This window comes from Massilia oculi (assembly GCF_003143515.1).
GTDB lineage: Bacteria > Pseudomonadota > Gammaproteobacteria > Burkholderiales > Burkholderiaceae_D > Telluria > Telluria oculi.
In genome coordinates this window covers 1,179,801-1,198,557 of the sequence record NZ_CP029343.1, presented here as the reverse complement: position 1 = coordinate 1,198,557, position 18,757 = coordinate 1,179,801, and the positions used below count along the sequence as shown (strand labels likewise).

The following is an 18,757-nucleotide window of genomic DNA, read 5'->3' as shown; positions in this document are numbered from 1 at the left end:
CATGCTGCTGCTTCCACTGCTGCTGGCAGGGTGCGCGGCCCAGCGCGCCTACCAGGAAGGCAATGCGCTGGTGGCCCGGGACCAGGTGGGCGCCGGCCTGGCCAAGTACCAGGAAGCGCTGGCGTCCGAGCCGGACAATCCGGTTTACCGGGCGGCCTTCCTGCGCGCGCGCGACAACGCCACCGCGCGCCTGGTGGACCAGGCCGAGCGCGCGCTGGCCTCCGGCCATGCTGACCTGGCGACCCAGGACTTCCGCCGCGTGCTGGCAATCGATCCCGCCAACGACCGCGCCCGCGCCGGCCTGCGCCAGGTCGAGGCCGAGCGCCGCCACGCGACCGCCATCGGCGAGGCGCGCGCCGCCCTCGACAAGGACGAGCCGGACACCGCGCGGCAACTACTGGCGGCGGTCCTCACCGAGCGCCCCACGCACGAGGCGGCGCGCCAGCTGATGCAGGAAGTCGACGAGAAGGCGGCGGCCGCGCCGAAAGGGCAGGCGGCGCTGGCGGCCAGCTACCGCAAACCGATCAGCCTGGAATTCCGCGACGCGCCGCTCAAGCAGGTGTTCGAGGTGATCGCGCGCCATTCGGGCCTGAACTTCATCTTCGACAAGGACGTCAAGGCCGACACCCGCACCTCGATCTTCCTCAAGAACAGCACGGTCGAGGCGGCGGTGTACTACCTGTTGATGACCAACCAGCTCGAGCGCCAGGTCATGGACGGCAACACGGTCCTGATCTACCCGAACGTGGCGGCCAAGTTGCGCGAATACCAGGAGATGACGGTCAAGACCTTCTTCCTGTCCAACGCCGAAGCCAAGAGCATCGCCAACACGTTCAAGACCATCCTCAAGGCGCGCGACGTGGTGGTGGACGAGAAGCTGAACCTGGTGATCCTGCGCGACAATCCGGAAGCGATCCGCATCGCGACCCAGCTGGTGGCCCTGCAGGACGTGCCCGAGCCCGAGGTCATGCTCGACGTCGAGGTGCTCGAGATCCGGCGCAGCAGCGTGATGGACCTCGGCATCGCCTGGCCGGCCGGGCTTTCGTTCACGCCGCTGCAGACGCTGGACGGCATCCCGCTGACGATCGACAGCCTGCGCACCTTCAACAGCAGCAATATCGCGGTCAGCGACATCAGCGCCACGGTCAACGCCAACAAGACCGATGGCGACACCAACACCCTGGCCAATCCGCGCATTCGCGTGCGCAACAAGGAGAAGGCCAAAGTCGTCATCGGCGACAAGATCCCGAACATCTCGGCCACGGTGTCGTCGGGCATCGGCGGCTTCGCCTCCGAGAACATCAACTACATCGACGTCGGCCTGACCCTGAACGTGGAGCCGACCATCTACCTGAACAACGAGGTGGCGATCAAGATCGGGCTCGAGGTCAGCACCCTGGGCGAGTCGGTACGCACCAGCAACGGCACCGTGGCCTACCGCATCGGCACCCGTTCGGCCAACACCCTGCTGCAACTGAAGGATGGCGAGAACCAGGTGCTGGCGGGCCTGATCAGCAACGAGGACCGCAGCAGCGGCAGCAAGGTGCCGGGCATCGGCGACCTGCCGGTCGTCGGCCGCCTGTTCGGCAGCCAGCGCGACCAGCGCGATCGCACCGAGATCGTGCTGTCGATCACGCCGCGCATCGTGCGCGCCATCCAGCGCCCGCCGGCGTCGGCGTCGGAATTCGGCGCCGGCACCGAGGCCAGCTTCCGCCGCCGTCCGGACAATGTGGTGCGGGTGCAGGTCGGGACGGCGCGCGCGCTGCCCACGCCAACCGCGGCGGCGCCGGTCGAGACGACCCCGGTCGCGCCACCGCCGGATGCGACGCCGAGCTTCTCGGTGCCGCCGTCGGCGCTGCCGGCCACGCCGCAACTGGGCTCGCCGCCATCGGCGCCGCCCGGCGCTCCCGTGCCGCAGCCGGAACCGGCGCCGGCGCCTGAACCCGAAGTCGTCCCGGCCGCCTATCCGCCGGGCGTCAACCCGCCGATCCCGCAGCGATGAACATCCTGGCGCGGCGCGGCTTTACGCTGATCGAGCTGCTGGTCACGCTGGCCATCCTCGCGCTGCTGGGGACCCTGGTGTTGCCGGTAGCCGAGGTCACGGTGCAGCGCCGCGACGAGCAGGAGCTGCGGCGCGCACTGCGCGAGATCCGCGCCGGCCTGGACGCTTTCAAGAAGGCGGGCGACGAAGGCCGCATCAGTAAAGCAGCGGACGCCAACGGCTACCCGGAACGCCTGGAACTACTGGTAGAAGGCGTGCCCGACCTGCGCAGCCCGAAGCAGGCCAAGATCTACTTCTTGCGGCGCCTGCCGCGCGACCCCTTCAATCCCGATCCCGAACTGTCGGACGCCGCCACCTGGGGCAAGCGCAGCTACGCCAGCGAGGCCGACGAGCCGAAGGAGGGCGACGACGTGTACGACGTCTATTCGCTGTCGCCACGGACTGGCCTGAACGGCATCCCCTACAACAAATGGTGAACCCGATGAAAACCGCGCGCGGCTTCACGCTGATCGAACTGCTGGTGGTGCTGGGCATCGTGGCCCTGCTGCTGACGCTGGCCGTGCCGCGCTTCTTCCCCAGCATCGACGGCGCGAAAGAGACCATCCTGGCCGACAACCTGCGCAACACGCGCGCCGTGGTCGACCAGTACCGCTCCGACACCGGGCGCTATCCGGAGTCGCTCGAACAGCTGGTGGAAGAAAAATACCTGCGCGAGATCCCGCTCGACCCGGTCACCGAAAGCCGCGAGACCTGGGTGCTGGAGGCGCCGCGGGAAGGCGAGCAGGGGGGCTTTTCCAACCTGCGCAGCGGCGCGCCCGGCAACGACCGGCGCGGGCGTCCCTACCTGGAGTGGTAGTGAAAGCGCGCGGCCAGGCCGGCTTCACCTATTTCGGCCTGATCATTTTTGTGGCCATCATCGGCCTGGTGGGGGCGGCCACGCTCAAGATCGGCTCGCTCCTGCAGCGCGCCGCGGCCGAGGAAGAGCTGCTGGACATCGGCGCCGCCTTCAGCGCAGCGCTGGACAGCTATGCCGCCGCCACGCCGCGCGGCGCCTCGCCCTATCCACCGTCGCTGGCGGAGCTGCTGAAGGACCCGCGCTCGCCCGCCGTGCGGCGCCACCTGCGCAAGGTCTACGTCGATCCGCTGACCGGCAAGGCCGAGTGGGGCATCGTCTACCTGGGCGGCGGCGAGACCGGCGTGGTCGCCATCCACAGCCTGTCGACCGCCAGGCCGCTGAAGGTCGCGAACTTCGACAGCCGCTTCAAGGGACTGGACAACAAGGCGACGATCTCGGAGTGGCGCTTCAGCGCGGGCGAACGCAGCCTGGCGCCTGCCGTCACGAGCACGCAGTCGGGCGGTCCGGGTGCGCAGCCGGCGCCGCCCGTCGAACAGCCGGCGCCGCCCGTCGAACAGCCGGCTCCGCCCGTCGAACAGCCGGCTCCGCCTTCCGCTCCGGCCGTGGAGGAGCCCGCGCCGCCGGAGCCGGCCGGGGAGGAAAGCGAAGCGGTTGATCGGGAGTGAGGCGACGTGATACTTTTGCACGACTGCCCGACACGACCGACAATCGCATGCCTCCGTATTTACACACTGCCGGAACGTCCTGGCGCGGCTTGACCGTCGCGCTGCTGCTCGTCGTGTTGACGCCGATGCTCGCCATGGCGGCCGAGAGCAATGTGCAGCAAAGCCCGCGCGCCACGGTGTCGCTGGTAAGCGAATACGCCGCCGTGAGTCCGGGGCAGCAATTGCGCATCGGCCTGCGCCAGCGCCTGGCGCCGCACTGGCATACTTACTGGAAGAATCCCGGCGACGCCGGTTCGCCGCCCAGCATCGCCTTCAAGGCGCAGGGCGCAGCCACGGTCGGCGAAATCGCCTGGCCGGGGCCGGACCGCTTCATCGTCGGCCCGGTCGCCAGCTATGGCTACGAGAACGAGATCGTGTTCCCGATGGCCCTGACGGTGCCGCAGGATGCGCGGCCCGGCTCGCACCTCGTGCTGGAGGCTGATGCCGACTGGGTCGTGTGCGAAAAGGAGTGCATTCCCGAGGAGGGCAAGTTCCGCCTGGCCTTGCCGGTCGAGGCGGATGCGCGGCCGGCCGACGCCAAGATCCTGGCCGCCTTCAAGATCGCCGACGCGCGCCAGCCGCAGCCATCTCCCTGGCGCGCCTCGGTGAGCGCGAGCGAATCGACCGTGCAACTGGCGGTCGAAGGCGAAGGCATCGCGCCGTCCTCGGTGCAGTCGGCCTTGTATTTCCCCGACAGCTGGGGCGTCGTCGACCACGTGGCCGACCAGGCCCTGACAGTGGAAGAGGGCAGGCTCACCCTGGCGACGACCAAGGGCCAGGGCTACGCGCCCGGGCCGTCCGCCGGCCTGCTGGCGATCACGGACGGCGGCGGACAGAAACGCTGGTTCGCGCTCGAACTCACCCCCGCTGCCGTCGCCACCGCCACCACCGCCACCGCCGCCGCTGATGCGCCGGCCACGCTGCCCTTGTGGCAGATGGCCTTGTTCGCCTTCCTGGGTGGCCTGATCCTGAACCTGATGCCCTGCGTATTCCCGGTGCTGGCGATCAAGGCCACGGCGGTGGCCGGGATGTCGGGCGGCGACCGGCGCGAGGTCCGCCTGTCCGGCCTGTTCTACACCCTCGGCGTGCTGGCCGCCTTCATGGCGCTGGCCCTGGCCCTGCTGGCCGTGCGCCTGGGGGGCAGCGCGGTCGGCTGGGGCTTCCAGTTCCAGTCGCCGCTGTTCGTGGCGGCGATGTCCTGGCTGATGCTGGCGATCGGCCTGAACCTGTCCGGCGTGTACGAGATCGGCGGCGCGCTCGCCGCGAATTTGGCTGGGACCGGCCAGGGCCTCACCGAGCGCAAGGGCCACGCGGGGAGCTTCTTCACCGGCCTGCTGGCGGTGGTGGTGGCCACGCCCTGCACCGCGCCGTTCATGGGCGCGGCGGTCGGCTCGGCGCTGGCGGCGCCGGCTCACGTCAGCCTGGCGGTGTTCGCGATGATGGGCCTCGGCCTGGCCCTGCCATTCCTGCTACTTGGCATGTTCCCGGCGGTCGCCCGAAAACTGCCGCGGCCCGGCGCGTGGATGGTGACCCTGCGCCAGGCGATGGCCTTCCCGATGTATGCGACGGCCGCCTGGCTGCTGTGGGTGCTGGCCCAGCAGGCGGGCGAGGCCGGCTTGCGGATGGCGCTTGCCGGGCTGGTGCTGGTGGGCCTGGTGGCCTGGCTGGTCGGCCTGGGCCAGCATGGGACCAGGAAGCGCTGGTGGCCGCGCGGCGCGGCAGTGGCCTGCGTGGCCGGGATTGCCGGCTTGATGGGCATGCTGCATGGCGCCGAGCCGCAGGCCGCCGCAGCCCCTGCGCAATCCACGCAGGCCGAACCCTACAGCGCCGAGCGCCTGGCCTTTCTGCGCGCCGAAGGCAAGCCGGTGTTCGTCAACATGACGGCCGCCTGGTGCATCACCTGCCTGGTCAACGAGCGCACGACCTTGTCGACGGCCGCCGTCCAGCAGGCCATGCAGGAGCGGGGCGTGGTCTACATGAAGGGCGACTGGACCAACCGCGATCCCGCCATCACGGCATTTCTGCAGTCGTTCCAGCGCGACGGCCTTCCGTTTTATGTCTTCTATCCGGCCGGATCGGCGCCGGTGGTCCTGCCGCCGGTGCTGACCCAGGCCATCGTCACCGAGTCGTTCGGGCAGTAATCATTCATTCACAAAGGAGATGTCATGCAAGCTTCCTCTCGTCGCACAATCTTGCGCACTACGGTATCGATGGCGGCCCTGCTGTTGGGCGCGACTGCGGCGCCGGCCTTTGCCGCGCCAGTCGTCGGCCAGCCGGCGCCCGCCTTCACGGCGGCCGACAGCAAGGGTAAGCAGCACAGCCTGGCAGACTACAAGGGCAAGGTCGTGGTGCTGGAATGGACCAACCACGATTGCCCTTACGTGAAGAAGCACTACCAGGCGAATATGCCGAACCTGCAGAAACAGGCGCAGGATGCGGGCGTGGTCTGGCTGAGCGTGATCTCGTCGGCGCCGGGCGAACAGGGCTTCGTGGATGGCAAGAAGGCCGACGAGCTGACGGCCAGCCGCAACGCGGCGCCAAGCGCGGTGCTGCTCGACCCGCAAGGCACGGTCGGCAAGGCCTATGACGCGCGCACCACGCCGCATATGTACGTGATCGATGCCAAGGGCGTGCTGCGCTACGCGGGCGGCATCGACAGCATCGCCTCGGCCAGTCTGGAAGACATCGAGAAGGCCAGCCCGCTGTTCAAGACCGCGATGGAAGCGGTCGTGAAGGGCCAGAACGTGGCCCAGGCCACGACCCGTCCTTACGGCTGCAACGTCAAGTACAAGTCTTGATCGCGGTGCAGCTCAATTCGCGCGGCGCCGGAAGTCGCGCGGCCTGAAGCCCAGCACTGCCAGCACGGCGAAGTAGGCCAAGGCGCAGGCGGCGATGATGCCGAGCAGGGCGCCGATGCGCAAGCCGGGCGTCGCCTTCATCGCCGCCCAGTCGAACTGCGCCTGGCCGAACCAGGCGAGAAGCCCCATCACGCCGACCGCGACGGCCAGCTTGATGAAGAATGCCAGCCAGCCCGGCTGCGGCGTGTAGATGCCGCGCCGGCGCAGGCCCAGGTACAGGCAGGTGGCGTTGATGCAGGCGCCCAGGCCGATCGACAGGGCCAGGCCCGCCACGCCCAGGTCGAGCCAGTACACGAACAGCACATTCATCAGCTGCGTGGCGAACAGCACCATGATCGCGATGCGCACCGGCGTCTTGACGTCCTGGCGTGCATAGAAGGCGGGCGCCAGGATTTTCACGAGGATGATGCCGAGCAGGCCGGCGCTGTAGGCCATCAGGGGCATGGCCGAGTTGGCCAGCGCCGCGTCGTCGAATTTGCCGTAGTGGAAGAGGGTGGCGATCATCGGCTCGGCCAGCGTCGCCAGGCCCACCGCCGCCGGCAGCGCCAGCAGGAAGGTCAGGCGCAGGCCCCAGTTGAGCAGGGCCGCATACTCTTCGGCATTGCCTTCGCTATTGGCTTTCGACAGCGACGGCAGCAGGATGGTGCCCAGGGCCACACCCAGCATCGCGGTCGGGAATTCCATCAGGCGGTCGGCATACTGCAGGGCCGAGACGGCGCCGGCCGCCAGGCTGGCGGCGATGCCGGTATTGATCAACAGGCTGATCTGGGCCGCCGACACCGCGAACACGGCCGGCCCCATTTTTCTCAGCATGCGCCGCACGCCGGCGTCGCGCAGGCCGTGCATCGGATTGAGCGAAATGCGCGGCAGCATGCCGATCCTGACCAGGGAGGGGATCTGGATCGCCACCTGCAGCAGGCCGCCGACGCAGACCGCGATCGCCATCGCATAGATCGGCTGCTCCAGGTAGTTGACCAGCACCAGCGAGGCGAAGATGAAGGACAGGTTCAGCAAGACCGGGGTAAAAGCGGGAATCTTGAACTGGCGCCAGGTATTCAGGATGCCGCCGGCCAGGGCCACGAAGGACATGCAGGCGATATACGGGAACATCATCTGCGTCATGATCACCGAGGCGTCGTAGGCGCCGGGTGTGTCGCGCAGGTCGCCGGCGAGCAGCGTGATCAGCAGCGGGGCGCCGACGATGCCGACGATGCTGGTCAGCACCGTGGCCCAGATCAGGGCGGTGGCGACGTGGTCGACGAGGGTCTTGGTGGCCCCCTCGCCGTGCTGGGTTTTATATTCCGACAAGATCGGCACGAAGGCTTGCGAGAACGCGCCTTCCGCGAACAGGCGGCGCAGCAGGTTCGGCAGGCGGAAGGCGATGATGAAGGCGTCGGTATAGGCCGAGGCGCCGAAGGCGCGCGCGAACAGGCTTTCGCGCAGCAGGCCGGTGACGCGCGACAGCATGGTCATGCTGGAGATGGCGGCGAGGGTTCTGAGCAGGTTCATGGCGCAAGATTATACTTGGGCAACTCGTCGGAATCCGGTACGTTTCGATGAACCGCGCGAGGCTCCCGGAAGAACAGTAAACCGACAGTCTTTGAATTTTGAATTGCTCCGAATTGAAACCTTCGCTATAATCGTGGGCTGTACTGAATTCTGTTAGCAGACACTAATCGTTGGGCAGGCACCGCATAGCCAACCCCGGCGCCAGTTTGACAGTCGCTAATGTTTGCAAACGCAACTTGACCCCGATTTAGGAAATTCCATGGCAAATACCGCACAAGCGCGCAAACGCGCTCGTCAAGCAGTTAAGCAAAACGCACACAACTCGTCGCAGCGTTCGACCCTGCGCACCGCAATCAAGGCCGTCCGCAAAGCCATCCAGGCTGGCGACAAGGCTGCCGCGACCACCATCTTCCAGCAATCCGTGTCGAAGATCGACAGCATCGCTGACAAGAAGATCATCCACAAGAACAAGGCAGCGCGTCACAAGAGCCGCCTGGCTGCAGCCCTGAAAGCACTGTCGGCTTAATAGCCCGTTTGCGACGCGGCCCTGGGGCCGCGACGGCAAAGTTCTGTGCAGTTGGAAAGACCCGCCCGACTTCGGTCCTGGCGGGTTTTTTTGCTTGGCGCCGCATTTCCTCGCTGCGGCCCGCCAAGCTTGTCGAACGCTTAAAAACTGGTAAGCCGTGCAAAGGTCGGGCATAATATGGCGCGTCTTATGTCTTATAGAAGACTTCGGCGCTGACCGCGACGCCGCAGGGTGATGTGATCACTCCTTTGCGATCTGCCATCCCGGCGTCGGGAGGGGTAGAATGTCCGGCATCAGCGCGGTGCGCCTGGGTCCTGGCCTGTGGCCAATTGTCAGTTTTATACTCGCGACAGCGTTCGCGATTACCGAGGAAAATGTGCATGAGCAGTGATCAGACCATCATCTACACCCTGACCGACGAGGCGCCGCTGCTGGCGACCCACGCCTTCCTGCCTGTGGTCAGCACCTTCACCAAGCCGGCCGGCATCACGGTCGAGGCCAGCGACATCTCGGTCGCGGCCCGTATCCTGGCCGCCTTCCCGGAGAACCTGACTCCGGAACAGCGCGTGCCCGACGCGCTGGCCGAACTGGGCAAGAAGACGCTCACGCCGGAAGCCAACATCATCAAGCTGCCGAACATCAGCGCCTCGGTCACCCAGCTGACCACCGCGATCAAGGAACTGCAGGACAAGGGCTACAACATTCCCGACTATCCGGCCGATCCGAAGACCGACGAAGAAAAAACCATCAAGGCCAAGTATGGCAAGTGCATCGGCTCGGCCGTGAACCCGGTCCTGCGTGAAGGTAACTCGGATCGCCGTGCACCGCGCGCCGTCAAGGAATACGCGCGCAAGAACCCGCACTCGATGCAGCCATGGTCGCAGGCGTCGCGCACCCACGTGTCGCACATGACCCACGGCGACTTCTACCACGGCGAAAAGTCGATGACCCTCGACGCGGCGCGCGACGTCAAGATGGAACTGGTCACCAAGAGCGGCCAGACCATCGTCCTGAAGCCTAAAGTTGCCCTGCAGGCCGGCGAGATCATCGATTCGATGTTCATGAGCCGCAAGGCCCTGCTGGACTTCTACGAAGCCCAGATCGAAGACGCGCACCAGACCGGCATGCTGTTCTCGCTGCACGTCAAGGCGACCATGATGAAGGTCTCGCACCCGATCGTGTTCGGCCACTGCGTGCGCATGTTCTACAAGGAAGCCTTCGCCAAGCACGGCGCCCTGTTCGACAGCCTCGGCATCAACGTCAACAACGGCATGGCCGACCTGTACAACAAGATCGCCGACCTGCCGTCGTCGCAGCGCGAAGAGATCATCCGCGACCTGCACGCCTGCCAGGAACACCGTCCCGAACTGGCCATGGTCGACTCGGCCAAGGGCATCACCAACTTCCACTCGCCGAACGACGTGATCGTCGACGCGTCGATGCCGGCGATGATCCGCGCCGGCGGCAAGATGTACGGCGCCGATGGCCGCCTGAAGGAAGTGAAAGCCGTCATCCCGGAGAGCACCTTCGCCCGCATCTACCAGGAGATCATCAACTTCTGCAAATGGCATGGCGCCTTCGATCCGAAGACCATGGGCACCGTGCCGAACGTCGGCCTGATGGCCCAACAGGCCGAAGAATACGGCTCGCACGACAAGACCTTCGAGATCAGCGAAGACGGCGTGGCCAACATCACCGACCTCGCCACCGGCGAAGTGCTGATGAGCCAGAACGTCGAGCAGGGCGATATCTGGCGCATGTGCCAGGTCAAGGACGCGCCGATCCGCGACTGGGTCAAGCTGGCCGTGACCCGCGCGCGCAACTCGGGCATGCCGGCCGTGTTCTGGCTCGACCCGTACCGTCCGCACGAGAATGAGCTGATCAAGAAGGTCAAGCTCTACCTGAAGGATCACGATACCAGCGGCCTGGACATCCAGATCATGTCGCAGGTGCGCGCGATGCGCTACACGCTGGAGCGCGTCAAGCGCGGCCTGGACACCATCTCGGTGACCGGCAACATCCTGCGCGACTACCTGACCGACCTGTTCCCGATCATGGAACTGGGCACGTCCGCCAAGATGCTGTCGATCGTGCCGCTGATGGCCGGTGGCGGCATGTACGAAACCGGCGCCGGCGGCTCGGCGCCGAAGCACGTGCAGCAGCTGGTCGAGGAAAACCACCTGCGCTGGGATTCGCTGGGCGAGTTCCTGGCCCTGGCCGTCTCGCTGGAAGACCTCGGCATCAAGACCGGCAACAACAAGGCCAAGGTGCTGGCCAAGACCCTGGATGCGGCCACCGGCAAGCTGCTGGACAACCGCAAGTCGCCATCGCCGAAGACCGGCGAGCTCGACAACCGCGGCAGCCAGTTCTACCTGTCGATGTACTGGGCCCAGGAACTGGCCGCGCAGACTGAGGATGCCGAACTGGCCGCCAGGTTCGCGCCGCTGGCCAAGCAGCTGGGCGAGGGCGAAGCCAAGATCGTCGCCGAACTGCTGGAAGTGCAGGGCAAGCCGGCCGACATCGGCGGCTACTACAAGCTGGACGAAGCCAAGGTGGGCGCCGTGATGCGTCCGAGCGCGACCTTCAACGCTGCGCTGGAATCGCTGGCCTGATCGCGGCATTTCGATAAAAAAACCCGCCGAGCCGTCAGGTCGGCGGGTTTTTTTGTCTTCCGCACAGCCCCTCGCCCTGGCCACGCTGCATCGCGCCAGACCGCGGCGCATATATTGACGAGACCCGGTCGAGCTGGAATTTTTTTAGGAGAATCGGGAATAGACGGCATGGCTGTTCCGTCCATCCGACTATAACCCTTCATTTTCCAGAGGTCCGACATGAAACGCCCTTCGTTTACCGCCATGGTCCTTTCCGCAACCTTGCTGGCGCCGCTTGCTCATGCTGAGCCCGCGGCCAGGATGGTGGACGGCAAGCTGGTCGATACGTCCGGCATGACGCTCTACACCTTCGACATGGATGTCGCCGGTGCGGGCACGAGCAAGTGCAACGGCCCCTGCGCGGCCCTGTGGCCGCCCGCACTGGCGGCGGCCGACGCCAAGCCGGAAGGCGACCTGAGTGTCGTCACCCGGGACGACGGCAACAAACAATGGGCCTACAAGGGCAAACCGGTCTATACCTATGCCTCCGATAAAAAGCCCGGGGATGCGACCGGTGACAATGTCAAGGGCGTATGGCACGTCGTCAAGTGAGCCCGGCCGCCACCTACCAACCCGACCATTGACACCGCCATGCGCGCACCAGACGAGGCAGAGATCGTGGCTTGCATCCCCCATTTGCGCCGCTACGCGCGCGGATTGCACTCGAATTCCGAGCACGCCGACGATCTCGTTCAAGACACCCTGGAGCGTGCCTGGAGTAAATATTCCATGTGGCAAAGACGAGGCGAAGTGCGTGCCTGGATGTTCGGCATCATGCATAACCTGTTCATCGACCGCGTACGAAGCCAGCGGACCCGCACGGAAGAGAGCGTCGGCGACGATTTGCCGGACGTTGCCGATCGCGACAGGCAGGGCGACCAGCTCGAGGTGCGGGATCTCGACAGCGCCCTGCAACGCCTGCCGCCCGAACTGCGGGAAGTGCTTCTCCTGGTCGGTGTCGAGGAGTTGAGCTACCAGGATGTCGCCACCGCGCTCGGGATTCCCATCGGGACGGTCATGTCGCGATTATCGCGAGCCCGTGAACGCTTGCGGGCCGAACTCGATGGGCGTCGCTCCGCCCCCAAGATACAGCGCGTGAAATGATATGGCCAACGAAACTCCAGACTCCTCCTCCAAACCGGCTCGCGGCGGGCCGATCACCGAAGCTGACCTGCATGGTTATGTCGACCGGCAGTTGACAGCGGCGCGGCATGCCGAAGTTGAAGCGTATCTGGATACCCACCCGGAGAAACTTCTACAGGTCATGGATTGGCAGCGACAGAATGCGCAGCTACGCGCCTTGTTGAACCCGGTTCTCGACGAAGCCATACCCGGCCGTTTGCCGCTGAAACCTGCCGTTGCCTGCTATCCATGGCGTGGGCTTGCGGCGGGAATCATGATCGCAGTAGTCAGCGCAAGTTCAGCCTGGGTCGTGCGCGGTTCGGTCGATGGGGAAGCGGCGTCCCTTGCCCTGGCCAGATCGACACACATGATGGCCTCGGGCAGCCACCACCTCACCGGATTTGCGCGTCGCGCGGCAGTGGCCCATGTGGTTTACAGCCCCGATATACGGCGCCCGGTCGAAGTGGGCGCCGACCATGAGCAGCAGCTCGTCACCTGGTTGTCCAAGCGCCTGGGTACCGCGGTCAGGCCGCCTGGCCTGCAGGGCATTGGATACGCATTGATCGGCGGGCGTCTGCTGCCCGGAGAGTCCGGCCCGGTCGCACAGTTCATGTACCACGACGCCACCGGACAGCGCTTGACGCTGTACGTGACCCGCGAGGTAGCCAAGCGCGCCAGTCAGGCCGAAACGGCATTTCGTTTCGGGCAGGACGGTCCCGTCAATGTGTTCTATTGGGTCGACGGGGAGTTCGGCTACGCCATCTCGGGCGGCGCCGATCGCAAGGAGCTCATGCGCGTTTCGCACGAGGTGCACCGGCAACTGGCTCCTGCCTGATGCAGTCTATCCGGCGCATCGCGCGCAGCGGCCACGCTCTCCTGTACTGCCTGGCTGCTGCGGCCCATTCAGCGCTTCCTATCTGTTCGCCGCACGCGGCGCCTGGCGGCGTCGACGCGCGCGGCCGGGCACGCATCGCGAACGAAGATCCAAATACCCTGGTCGTGATCGACAGGTCCGACGACCGTCCCGGATCGGCTCAGTAGCGCCATCCTGGCAGGGCGGGATCCGCATGAACGCACGTTGACGCGCAATGGCAAGGACTTGCGGCTCACCTCGCCAGGCCAAGACCGCATCGCCAACCTGCGTACCGAGCGCGCTCCGGTCCGCTGTCCGAGGCGGCTGAACTTCGACACCGAGTCCCATCCCATCCCCGGAGCGCGGCCCGATCGCCGAATCGCCGATCTGGCGGCGCGCACGGGCGTCCAGAATAAATCGGCTCCGTGCAGCGTCTATCCATGTGCGACGACGTTCATCCGTAACGGCCTGGCAAGCACACCGCGATCACTTGTGGTGCGCACCACACACAGAGATCGGACGACCAATATTTTCGTTCAGTTGTTCACAACCAAGGTAAGACATGCAAACTCTATTAAAAAATACATGGCGCTCGCTGGCCACGGCTGCGCTGGTCGCGGCGCTGGTGGCTTGCGGCGGCGGTGATGACGGCCGGCCCGGCAGCGACACGGCGACCGAGACTTTCCTCGTCACGCTGACAGGCGAGCAGGAAGCACCGAAGGCGATTGCCACGGCGGCCAATGCCAGGGCGACGTTGGCGCTGGACCGCGCTACGCGCACGATCAGCGGCAGCATCACCGTCGATGGGCTGGTACCGACACTGGCCCATATTCACACCGGCGAAGCGGGCATCGCGGGACCGGTCACATTTCCGATGACTATCTCAGGAAATGTCGCAACCCTGGCGTCGACGCAGTTGACCGCCGCGCAACTGTCCACGCTGGACGCCGGTGGCTTCTACTTCAATGTCCACAGTGCGGCCCATCCTGGCGGGGAGATTCGCGGGCAGATCGGCCGCGAAGTCTTTGTTGCCCACATGACCGGGTCGCAGGAAACGACACCCGTGGAGAGCGCCGCCGTGGGCGATGGACGCCTGGTCCTCGACCCCGCCACTGGCGCCGTCTCGGGCGGTATCGAACTGTCGAGCATCAAGGCGACCGCTGCCCATGTGCATACGGCGACCTTCGGCGCTGACGGAGCCATCCTGATTACCCTGGAAAATCGCAATGGAGGCGGTCGGTTCACGGTGCCGGCGGGTACGGTATTGAAGGCCGACGAGATCGTCAGGCTTCGTGCGGGAGGCATGTATTTCAACGCGCACAGCGCCGCCAATCCCAACGGCGAGATACGCGGCCAGATCGGACGCAGGATACTGATTGCATCGGCATCGGGCCAGCAGCAAGTACCAAGCAATGGCTCCACGGCCAGCGCCCGAGGCTTCCTCGTTTACGACGCAGCCAAACGCACGGTGGAAGGAAAGTTCAGCCCGAGCGGTCTCGCCGCCAGCAATGTCAGCATCCATCAAGCCACCCCGGGCGCGAACGGCAGCAAGATTCTGGCGCTGACCCAGGCTGCCGCAGGCAGTCATGACTGGCTGCTTCCAGCAAGCACGGCGGCGCTGAGCGTGGATCGGGCGCAGGCACTGCTAAACGATGGCTTGTACTTCAACGCACAATCGGCGGCGTTCCCGGCTGGCGAGATCCGCGGCCAGATCCGCGCCGTCACCGACGATGCTTCACCCGTGATGCGCATCGTGTCGCCGGCGTCCGGGGTGTCGGTGGCGCGCGGCGAGGGCGTTGCCGGTTCCGGAAGCTTCAATGGCAGCGGTTTTTCCATCAATCTCGAGATGATCACCCGCGATGGCGTGGGAATCGCGGCGCAGGAAAGTCTGAATATCCGCGATACGGGCCTGTTGGGCAAGCCCAATCCCAGGCTGCCCACTCTGGTGGTGAGCTTCGATGCCGATCTGATCAAGCCCGATGGAACGGTCATCCCGAAGAATACCAATCTTGCAGCGCTGTTCAATATCGCAGGCAGCGACGACACGCCGGGTCCCGGTGTGACCTTGTGGACTGGCTGGCATGTCCTCGAGTCGCTCAAGGAAGACACCACTGCGGTGACGATGACCGCGAGCGTGACCGACAAGGCCGGCCGCGTCGCGACGGACGTCAGGACCTACAACGTGCTTCCCGGCCGGCGCTCCGGCCAGTCACTCACGCCACAGGCAGCAGGCCTTCCAGGCGATGACATCGACGATGCCGATGGCCCCGAAGTGACGATGATCGCGCCCCGGCCAACGGCGAGCATCTCCACCGGGCCGCAGGACGCGTTGCCGAAGCCGCCGGGGAATGCTTCCCTGATGTTCATTCAAGTGTCGGCCCTGGACAAAACATCCGTTGGCATCGCAACCGATGAAAGCGGTGAGGGGCAGGCGGAGGCGGATCGCGGCACGGTCGTCGATGGGTCGCAGATTGCCGCCAAGGGGCCCAATCGCAAGCTGCCTGGCCTGTTCTTCAGCTTCGACGTTCCGCTGCAGACGCCCCAAGGGCCGATTGTCCCAGCTGGCCAGAATCTTGCGCCACTATTCAATATCGTCGGCAGCGAGGTGGATGCCGGGCGGGTGCGAACCACCTATGGCTGGGTCATCGGGGGCAGCTTGCTTGTACCTGGCGGCAAGACCACGGTCACAGCGCTGGCTCGCGTGACCGATAGCGCCGGCAACTCGGGCAGCACCAGCAGCACCTTCGGCGTCAGCCAGGTCGTCAATGGCCAGGAACTGACGCCCGCACCGTGACACAGGCAGCCGGCGGGGCGATTGTCCGGCCGGCGCGAAAGCGCCGACGGCCGCGCCGTAACTAGAAATGGACTTCGGTATATTCCCCGGGCATCAACGGGTGCGTCGCCAGCGAGAACGGCCCGATGCTGCTGCGCACCAGCCGCAGGGTAGGGAAGCCCACTGCCGCCGTCATCCGCCGCACCTGCCGGTTCTTGCCTTCTTCCAGCGTGATCGCGATCCACGCGGTCGGCTTGTCCTGGCGCGCGCGGATCGGCGGATTGCGCGGCCACAGCCATTCGGGCTCGGCGATGCGCACCGCGTGGCATGGGCGGGTAGTGAAGTCGCCCAGGTCGAGCGGGGCCTGCAGGCGCGCCAGCGCGGCGGCGTCCGGCACGCCATCGACCTGCACCAGATAGGTCTTGGCTTCCTTGTGGTCGGGGTGGGCGATCTTGTGCTGCAGCTTGCCGTCGTCGGTCAGCAGCATCAGGCCCTCGCTGTCGGCATCCAGCCGGCCGGCGGGGTAGATGCCCGGGATATCGAGATAGTCGGCCAGCGACTCGCGGCCCTCCTGCGGCGAGAACTGGCACAGGACCTGGAATGGCTTGTTAAAGAGAATCAGGGGCATGGGGAAGCGTGTGAACGGATGAGGATAGCTGAGGCATAATGCAGGGCACGCCGATGTCTCGTGGCGGCACGCCGGGCGTCATTGTAAGCGAGTTCGCGCCGCCGGCCGCCGCCCTCATGGAGGAATGGATGGTCCAGCATATCACCGTCCCGGCCGCTGGCCGGAAGATCACCGTCAACGCCGACTTCACCCTGAACGTCCCGGACAATCCGGTCATTCCCTATATCGAAGGCGACGGCACCGGCGTGGACATCACGCCGGTCATGCTCAAGGTGGTCGACGCGGCGGTCGACAAGGCCTACGGCGGCGCGCGCAAGATCAGCTGGATGGAAATCTTCGCCGGAGAGAAGGCGACCAAACGCTACGGCGCGGACACCTGGCTGCCGGACGAGACGCTCGCCGTGCTGAGGGACTACGTGGTCTCGATCAAGGGCCCACTGACGACGCCGGTGGGCGGCGGCATCCGTTCGCTCAACGTCGCGCTGCGCCAGGAACTCGACCTGTATGTCTGCCTGCGTCCGGTGCGCTACTTTGCCGGCGTGCCGTCGCCGCTCAAGCAGCCGGAAAAGACCGATATGGTCATCTTCCGCGAGAACTCCGAAGACATCTACGCCGGCATCGAGTGGGAAGCCGGCTCCGAAGGCGCGAAGAAACTGATCGCTTTCCTGTCCGAGGAAATGGGCGTCAACAAGATCCGCTTCCCGGCCACCTCGGGGCTGGGCATCAAGCCGGTCTCGCGCGAAGGGACCGAGCGCCTGGTGCGCAAGGCGATCCAGTACGCCATCGACAATGACAAGCCTTCGGTGACCCTGGTCCACAAGGGCAACATCATGAAGTACACCGAAGGCGCGTTCCGCGACTGGGGGTATGCACTGGCGCAAAAGGAATTCGGCGCCCAGTTGTTCGACGGCGGCCCGTGGTGCAAGGTCAAGAATCCGAAGACCGGGCGCGACATCATGATCAAGGATTCGATCGCCGACGCCTTCCTGCAGCAGATCCTGCTGCGTCCGGCGGAATACAGCGTGATCGCCACGCTGAACCTGAATGGCGACTATATCTCGGACGCGCTGGCGGCCCAGGTCGGCGGCATCGGCATCGCGCCGGGCGCGAATATGTCCGATTCGGTCGCCATGTTCGAAGCGACCCACGGCACGGCGCCGAAATACGCGGGAAAGGATTATGTGAATCCGGGTTCACTGATCCTGTCGGCAGAGATGATGTTGCGCCATATGGGTTGGAGCGAGGCGGCCGACCTGATTATCTCGGCGATGGGCCGGGCGATCGTCGCGAAGACGGTGACCTACGATTTTGCGCGCCTGATGGAAGGGGCGACCCAGGTGTCGTGTTCGGGATTCGGCGAGGCCATCACCCAAAACATGTAGGCGTCATTCAAATCGCATAAGGAGGGACTGTGGGCGAAGAATCGATCACGCAAGCCAGATACGAGAAAATCGGACGTTTTATTGTTGCTTTCCAGCGGCATGCCGATCCGGAGCGCTTGCGCGCTTCGGGCGCAGCCGCTGAGTTGGCGCCCGACCTGGCCGAACGCGCGGCGTCGCTGATACGCCGTTACGACGAGGCGCTCGATGCGCTCCAGCGCAATAGCGCGCAAACCATGCCCGATTCGGTTGACGACGATCAACTCAATGCCATTCTCGCCGACGCGGAGGCATTCGCACGGGAGAGCGGCTGGACGCACGGCGATGCGCCTGGGTGATAATCAAAAAAGGACGAAAAAAAACCCCGCTTGCGCGGGGTTCTTCGCTTCCGGGAGGGGAGTGATTACATGCCCTGGATGTTGGAAGCTTGCTTGCCTTTAGGGCCTTGCGTGACTTCGAATTGGACTTTTTGACCTTCTTTGAGGGTCTTAAAACCGTTCATGTTGATCGCGGAGAAGTGAGCAAACAGATCCTCGCCGCCGTCATCAGGAGTGATGAAGCCAAAGCCTTTGGAATCATTGAACCACTTAACAGTACCAGTTGCCATAAAAGAACTTTCAAATTTAACAAATCACACGAGCCATAAAAGCAAGAAGCTTCTTGCCCCTCCTCAGCCTGCTCACTTCTTATCAACAAGTACATAAGTACAATGTCAATAACTGCATTGTTGGTGGAATAATCACTGAAGTCAAGCGCTTTTGCGTGCCTATTGCCAAATATTTCCGCGCCGACCCACCGGTGCTCTTGATTTCCGCAATCGGAACGCCATCTGCGCAAATATCTGAAAACGCGTAAGATGGAAGCACCAGAAAACGAGCTGATGTTTACGCTTGGCA

17 protein-coding genes are annotated in these 18,757 nt (G+C 65.0%); 14 read left to right on the top strand and 3 right to left on the bottom strand.

The window, feature by feature from the left end; all coding sequences use genetic code 11:
* Nucleotide 1: 1 nt before the first annotated feature.
* From DIR46_RS05560 to DIR46_RS05535, 6 genes are all read left to right on the top strand, one after another.
* Nucleotides 2-2,002: a secretin GspD/PilQ domain-containing protein gene (locus tag DIR46_RS05560; protein ID WP_307719129.1), complete on the top strand. Its 2,001-nt coding sequence runs from the start codon at nt 2-4 to the stop codon at nt 2,000-2,002.
* Entirely contained in the window at nt 1,999-2,478 is a 480-nt protein-coding gene (locus tag DIR46_RS05555) for a type II secretion system protein (RefSeq protein ID WP_109344347.1), read from the top strand. Before DIR46_RS05560 ends, DIR46_RS05555 begins: the two co-directional genes overlap by 4 nt.
* A 5-nt stretch (nt 2,479-2,483) precedes the next feature.
* Entirely contained in the window at nt 2,484-2,858 is a 375-nt protein-coding gene (locus DIR46_RS05550) for a type II secretion system protein (protein ID WP_370659957.1), read from the top strand.
* Nucleotides 2,858-3,523, top strand: coding sequence for a type II secretion system protein (locus DIR46_RS05545; protein ID WP_109344345.1), 666 nt, complete (start codon nt 2,858-2,860; stop codon nt 3,521-3,523). Before DIR46_RS05550 ends, DIR46_RS05545 begins: the two co-directional genes overlap by 1 nt.
* An 89-nt stretch (nt 3,524-3,612) precedes the next feature.
* On the top strand, nt 3,613-5,703 hold the full coding sequence (locus tag DIR46_RS05540; protein WP_229446505.1) for a protein-disulfide reductase DsbD family protein: 2,091 nt from the start codon (nt 3,613-3,615) through the stop codon (nt 5,701-5,703).
* Nucleotides 5,704-5,727: 24 nt separating this feature from the next.
* A complete protein-coding gene (locus tag DIR46_RS05535; RefSeq protein WP_109344343.1) occupies nt 5,728-6,360 on the top strand; it encodes a redoxin domain-containing protein in 633 nt (210 codons plus the stop codon).
* A 12-nt stretch (nt 6,361-6,372) separates the two neighbouring features.
* Here the strand turns inward: DIR46_RS05535 and murJ are convergent, their stop codons facing one another.
* On the bottom strand, nt 6,373-7,929 hold the full coding sequence (gene murJ / locus DIR46_RS05530) for a murein biosynthesis integral membrane protein MurJ (RefSeq protein WP_109344342.1): 1,557 nt from the start codon (nt 7,927-7,929) through the stop codon (nt 6,373-6,375).
* Between the two features lie 259 nt (nt 7,930-8,188).
* On the opposite strand from murJ, the gene rpsT reads away from it, so the two are divergent.
* The 6 genes from rpsT (at nt 8,189) to DIR46_RS05500 (ending at nt 15,875) form a co-directional block, all read left to right on the top strand.
* Nucleotides 8,189-8,455 carry a 30S ribosomal protein S20 gene (rpsT, locus tag DIR46_RS05525; RefSeq protein WP_005669248.1) on the top strand — a complete coding sequence of 89 codons (267 nt, stop codon included), beginning with the start codon at nt 8,189-8,191 and terminating at the stop codon, nt 8,453-8,455.
* Between the two features lie 380 nt (nt 8,456-8,835).
* Nucleotides 8,836-11,067 (top strand): NADP-dependent isocitrate dehydrogenase, encoded by a 2,232-nt coding sequence (locus DIR46_RS05520; protein ID WP_109344341.1) that lies wholly within the window; start codon nt 8,836-8,838, stop codon nt 11,065-11,067.
* A 219-nt stretch (nt 11,068-11,286) separates the two neighbouring features.
* On the top strand, nt 11,287-11,658 hold the full coding sequence (locus DIR46_RS05515) for a COG4315 family predicted lipoprotein (protein ID WP_109344340.1): 372 nt from the start codon (nt 11,287-11,289) through the stop codon (nt 11,656-11,658).
* 39 nt (nt 11,659-11,697) lie between these two features.
* Entirely contained in the window at nt 11,698-12,210 is a 513-nt protein-coding gene (locus tag DIR46_RS05510) for an RNA polymerase sigma factor (protein ID WP_109344339.1), read from the top strand.
* Between the two features lies 1 nt (nt 12,211).
* On the top strand, nt 12,212-13,063 hold the full coding sequence (locus DIR46_RS05505; protein WP_109344338.1) for an anti-sigma factor family protein: 852 nt from the start codon (nt 12,212-12,214) through the stop codon (nt 13,061-13,063).
* Nucleotides 13,064-13,643: 580 nt separating this feature from the next.
* Entirely contained in the window at nt 13,644-15,875 is a 2,232-nt protein-coding gene (locus DIR46_RS05500; RefSeq protein ID WP_109344337.1) for a CHRD domain-containing protein, read from the top strand.
* A gap of 61 nt (nt 15,876-15,936) precedes the next feature.
* Here the strand turns inward: DIR46_RS05500 and DIR46_RS05495 are convergent, their stop codons facing one another.
* Nucleotides 15,937-16,482, bottom strand: a complete 546-nt coding sequence (locus DIR46_RS05495; protein ID WP_109344336.1) for a pseudouridine synthase — start codon at nt 16,480-16,482, stop codon at nt 15,937-15,939.
* A 128-nt stretch (nt 16,483-16,610) separates the two neighbouring features.
* Between DIR46_RS05495 and icd the strand changes: the two genes are divergently transcribed.
* Together icd and DIR46_RS05485 are read left to right on the top strand one after the other, a co-directional pair.
* Nucleotides 16,611-17,864, top strand: coding sequence for an NADP-dependent isocitrate dehydrogenase (gene icd, locus DIR46_RS05490; protein WP_109347916.1), 1,254 nt, complete (start codon nt 16,611-16,613; stop codon nt 17,862-17,864).
* A 29-nt stretch (nt 17,865-17,893) separates the two neighbouring features.
* Nucleotides 17,894-18,199 carry a hypothetical protein gene (locus DIR46_RS05485; protein WP_109344335.1) on the top strand — a complete coding sequence of 102 codons (306 nt, stop codon included), beginning with the start codon at nt 17,894-17,896 and terminating at the stop codon, nt 18,197-18,199.
* Between the two features lie 65 nt (nt 18,200-18,264).
* Here the strand turns inward: DIR46_RS05485 and cspE are convergent, their stop codons facing one another.
* The gene (gene cspE, locus DIR46_RS05480) at nt 18,265-18,468 is read right to left on the bottom strand and encodes a transcription antiterminator/RNA stability regulator CspE (RefSeq protein WP_020653506.1); all 204 of its coding nucleotides are present in this window, start codon (nt 18,466-18,468) and stop codon (nt 18,265-18,267) included.
* Between the last annotated feature and the right edge of the window lie 289 nt (nt 18,469-18,757).

What these genes read in the sequence shown, in the direction of transcription:
- DIR46_RS05560 (WP_307719129.1), top strand. Translation starts at nt 2, where the DNA reads ATGCTGCTGCTTCCACTGCTGCTGGCAGGGTGCGCGGCCCAGCGCGCC.
- DIR46_RS05555 (WP_109344347.1), top strand. Translation starts at nt 1,999, where the DNA reads ATGAACATCCTGGCGCGGCGCGGCTTTACGCTGATCGAGCTGCTGGTC.
- DIR46_RS05550 (WP_370659957.1), top strand. Translation starts at nt 2,484, where the DNA reads ATGAAAACCGCGCGCGGCTTCACGCTGATCGAACTGCTGGTGGTGCTG.
- DIR46_RS05535 (WP_109344343.1), top strand. Translation starts at nt 5,728, where the DNA reads ATGCAAGCTTCCTCTCGTCGCACAATCTTGCGCACTACGGTATCGATG.
- murJ (WP_109344342.1), bottom strand. Translation starts at nt 7,929, where the DNA reads ATGAACCTGCTCAGAACCCTCGCCGCCATCTCCAGCATGACCATGCTG.
- rpsT (WP_005669248.1), top strand. Translation starts at nt 8,189, where the DNA reads ATGGCAAATACCGCACAAGCGCGCAAACGCGCTCGTCAAGCAGTTAAG.
- DIR46_RS05520 (WP_109344341.1), top strand. Translation starts at nt 8,836, where the DNA reads ATGAGCAGTGATCAGACCATCATCTACACCCTGACCGACGAGGCGCCG.
- DIR46_RS05515 (WP_109344340.1), top strand. Translation starts at nt 11,287, where the DNA reads ATGAAACGCCCTTCGTTTACCGCCATGGTCCTTTCCGCAACCTTGCTG.
- DIR46_RS05510 (WP_109344339.1), top strand. Translation starts at nt 11,698, where the DNA reads ATGCGCGCACCAGACGAGGCAGAGATCGTGGCTTGCATCCCCCATTTG.
- DIR46_RS05505 (WP_109344338.1), top strand. Translation starts at nt 12,212, where the DNA reads ATGGCCAACGAAACTCCAGACTCCTCCTCCAAACCGGCTCGCGGCGGG.
- DIR46_RS05500 (WP_109344337.1), top strand. Translation starts at nt 13,644, where the DNA reads ATGCAAACTCTATTAAAAAATACATGGCGCTCGCTGGCCACGGCTGCG.
- DIR46_RS05495 (WP_109344336.1), bottom strand. Translation starts at nt 16,482, where the DNA reads ATGCCCCTGATTCTCTTTAACAAGCCATTCCAGGTCCTGTGCCAGTTC.
- icd (WP_109347916.1), top strand. Translation starts at nt 16,611, where the DNA reads ATGGTCCAGCATATCACCGTCCCGGCCGCTGGCCGGAAGATCACCGTC.
- cspE (WP_020653506.1), bottom strand. Translation starts at nt 18,468, where the DNA reads ATGGCAACTGGTACTGTTAAGTGGTTCAATGATTCCAAAGGCTTTGGC.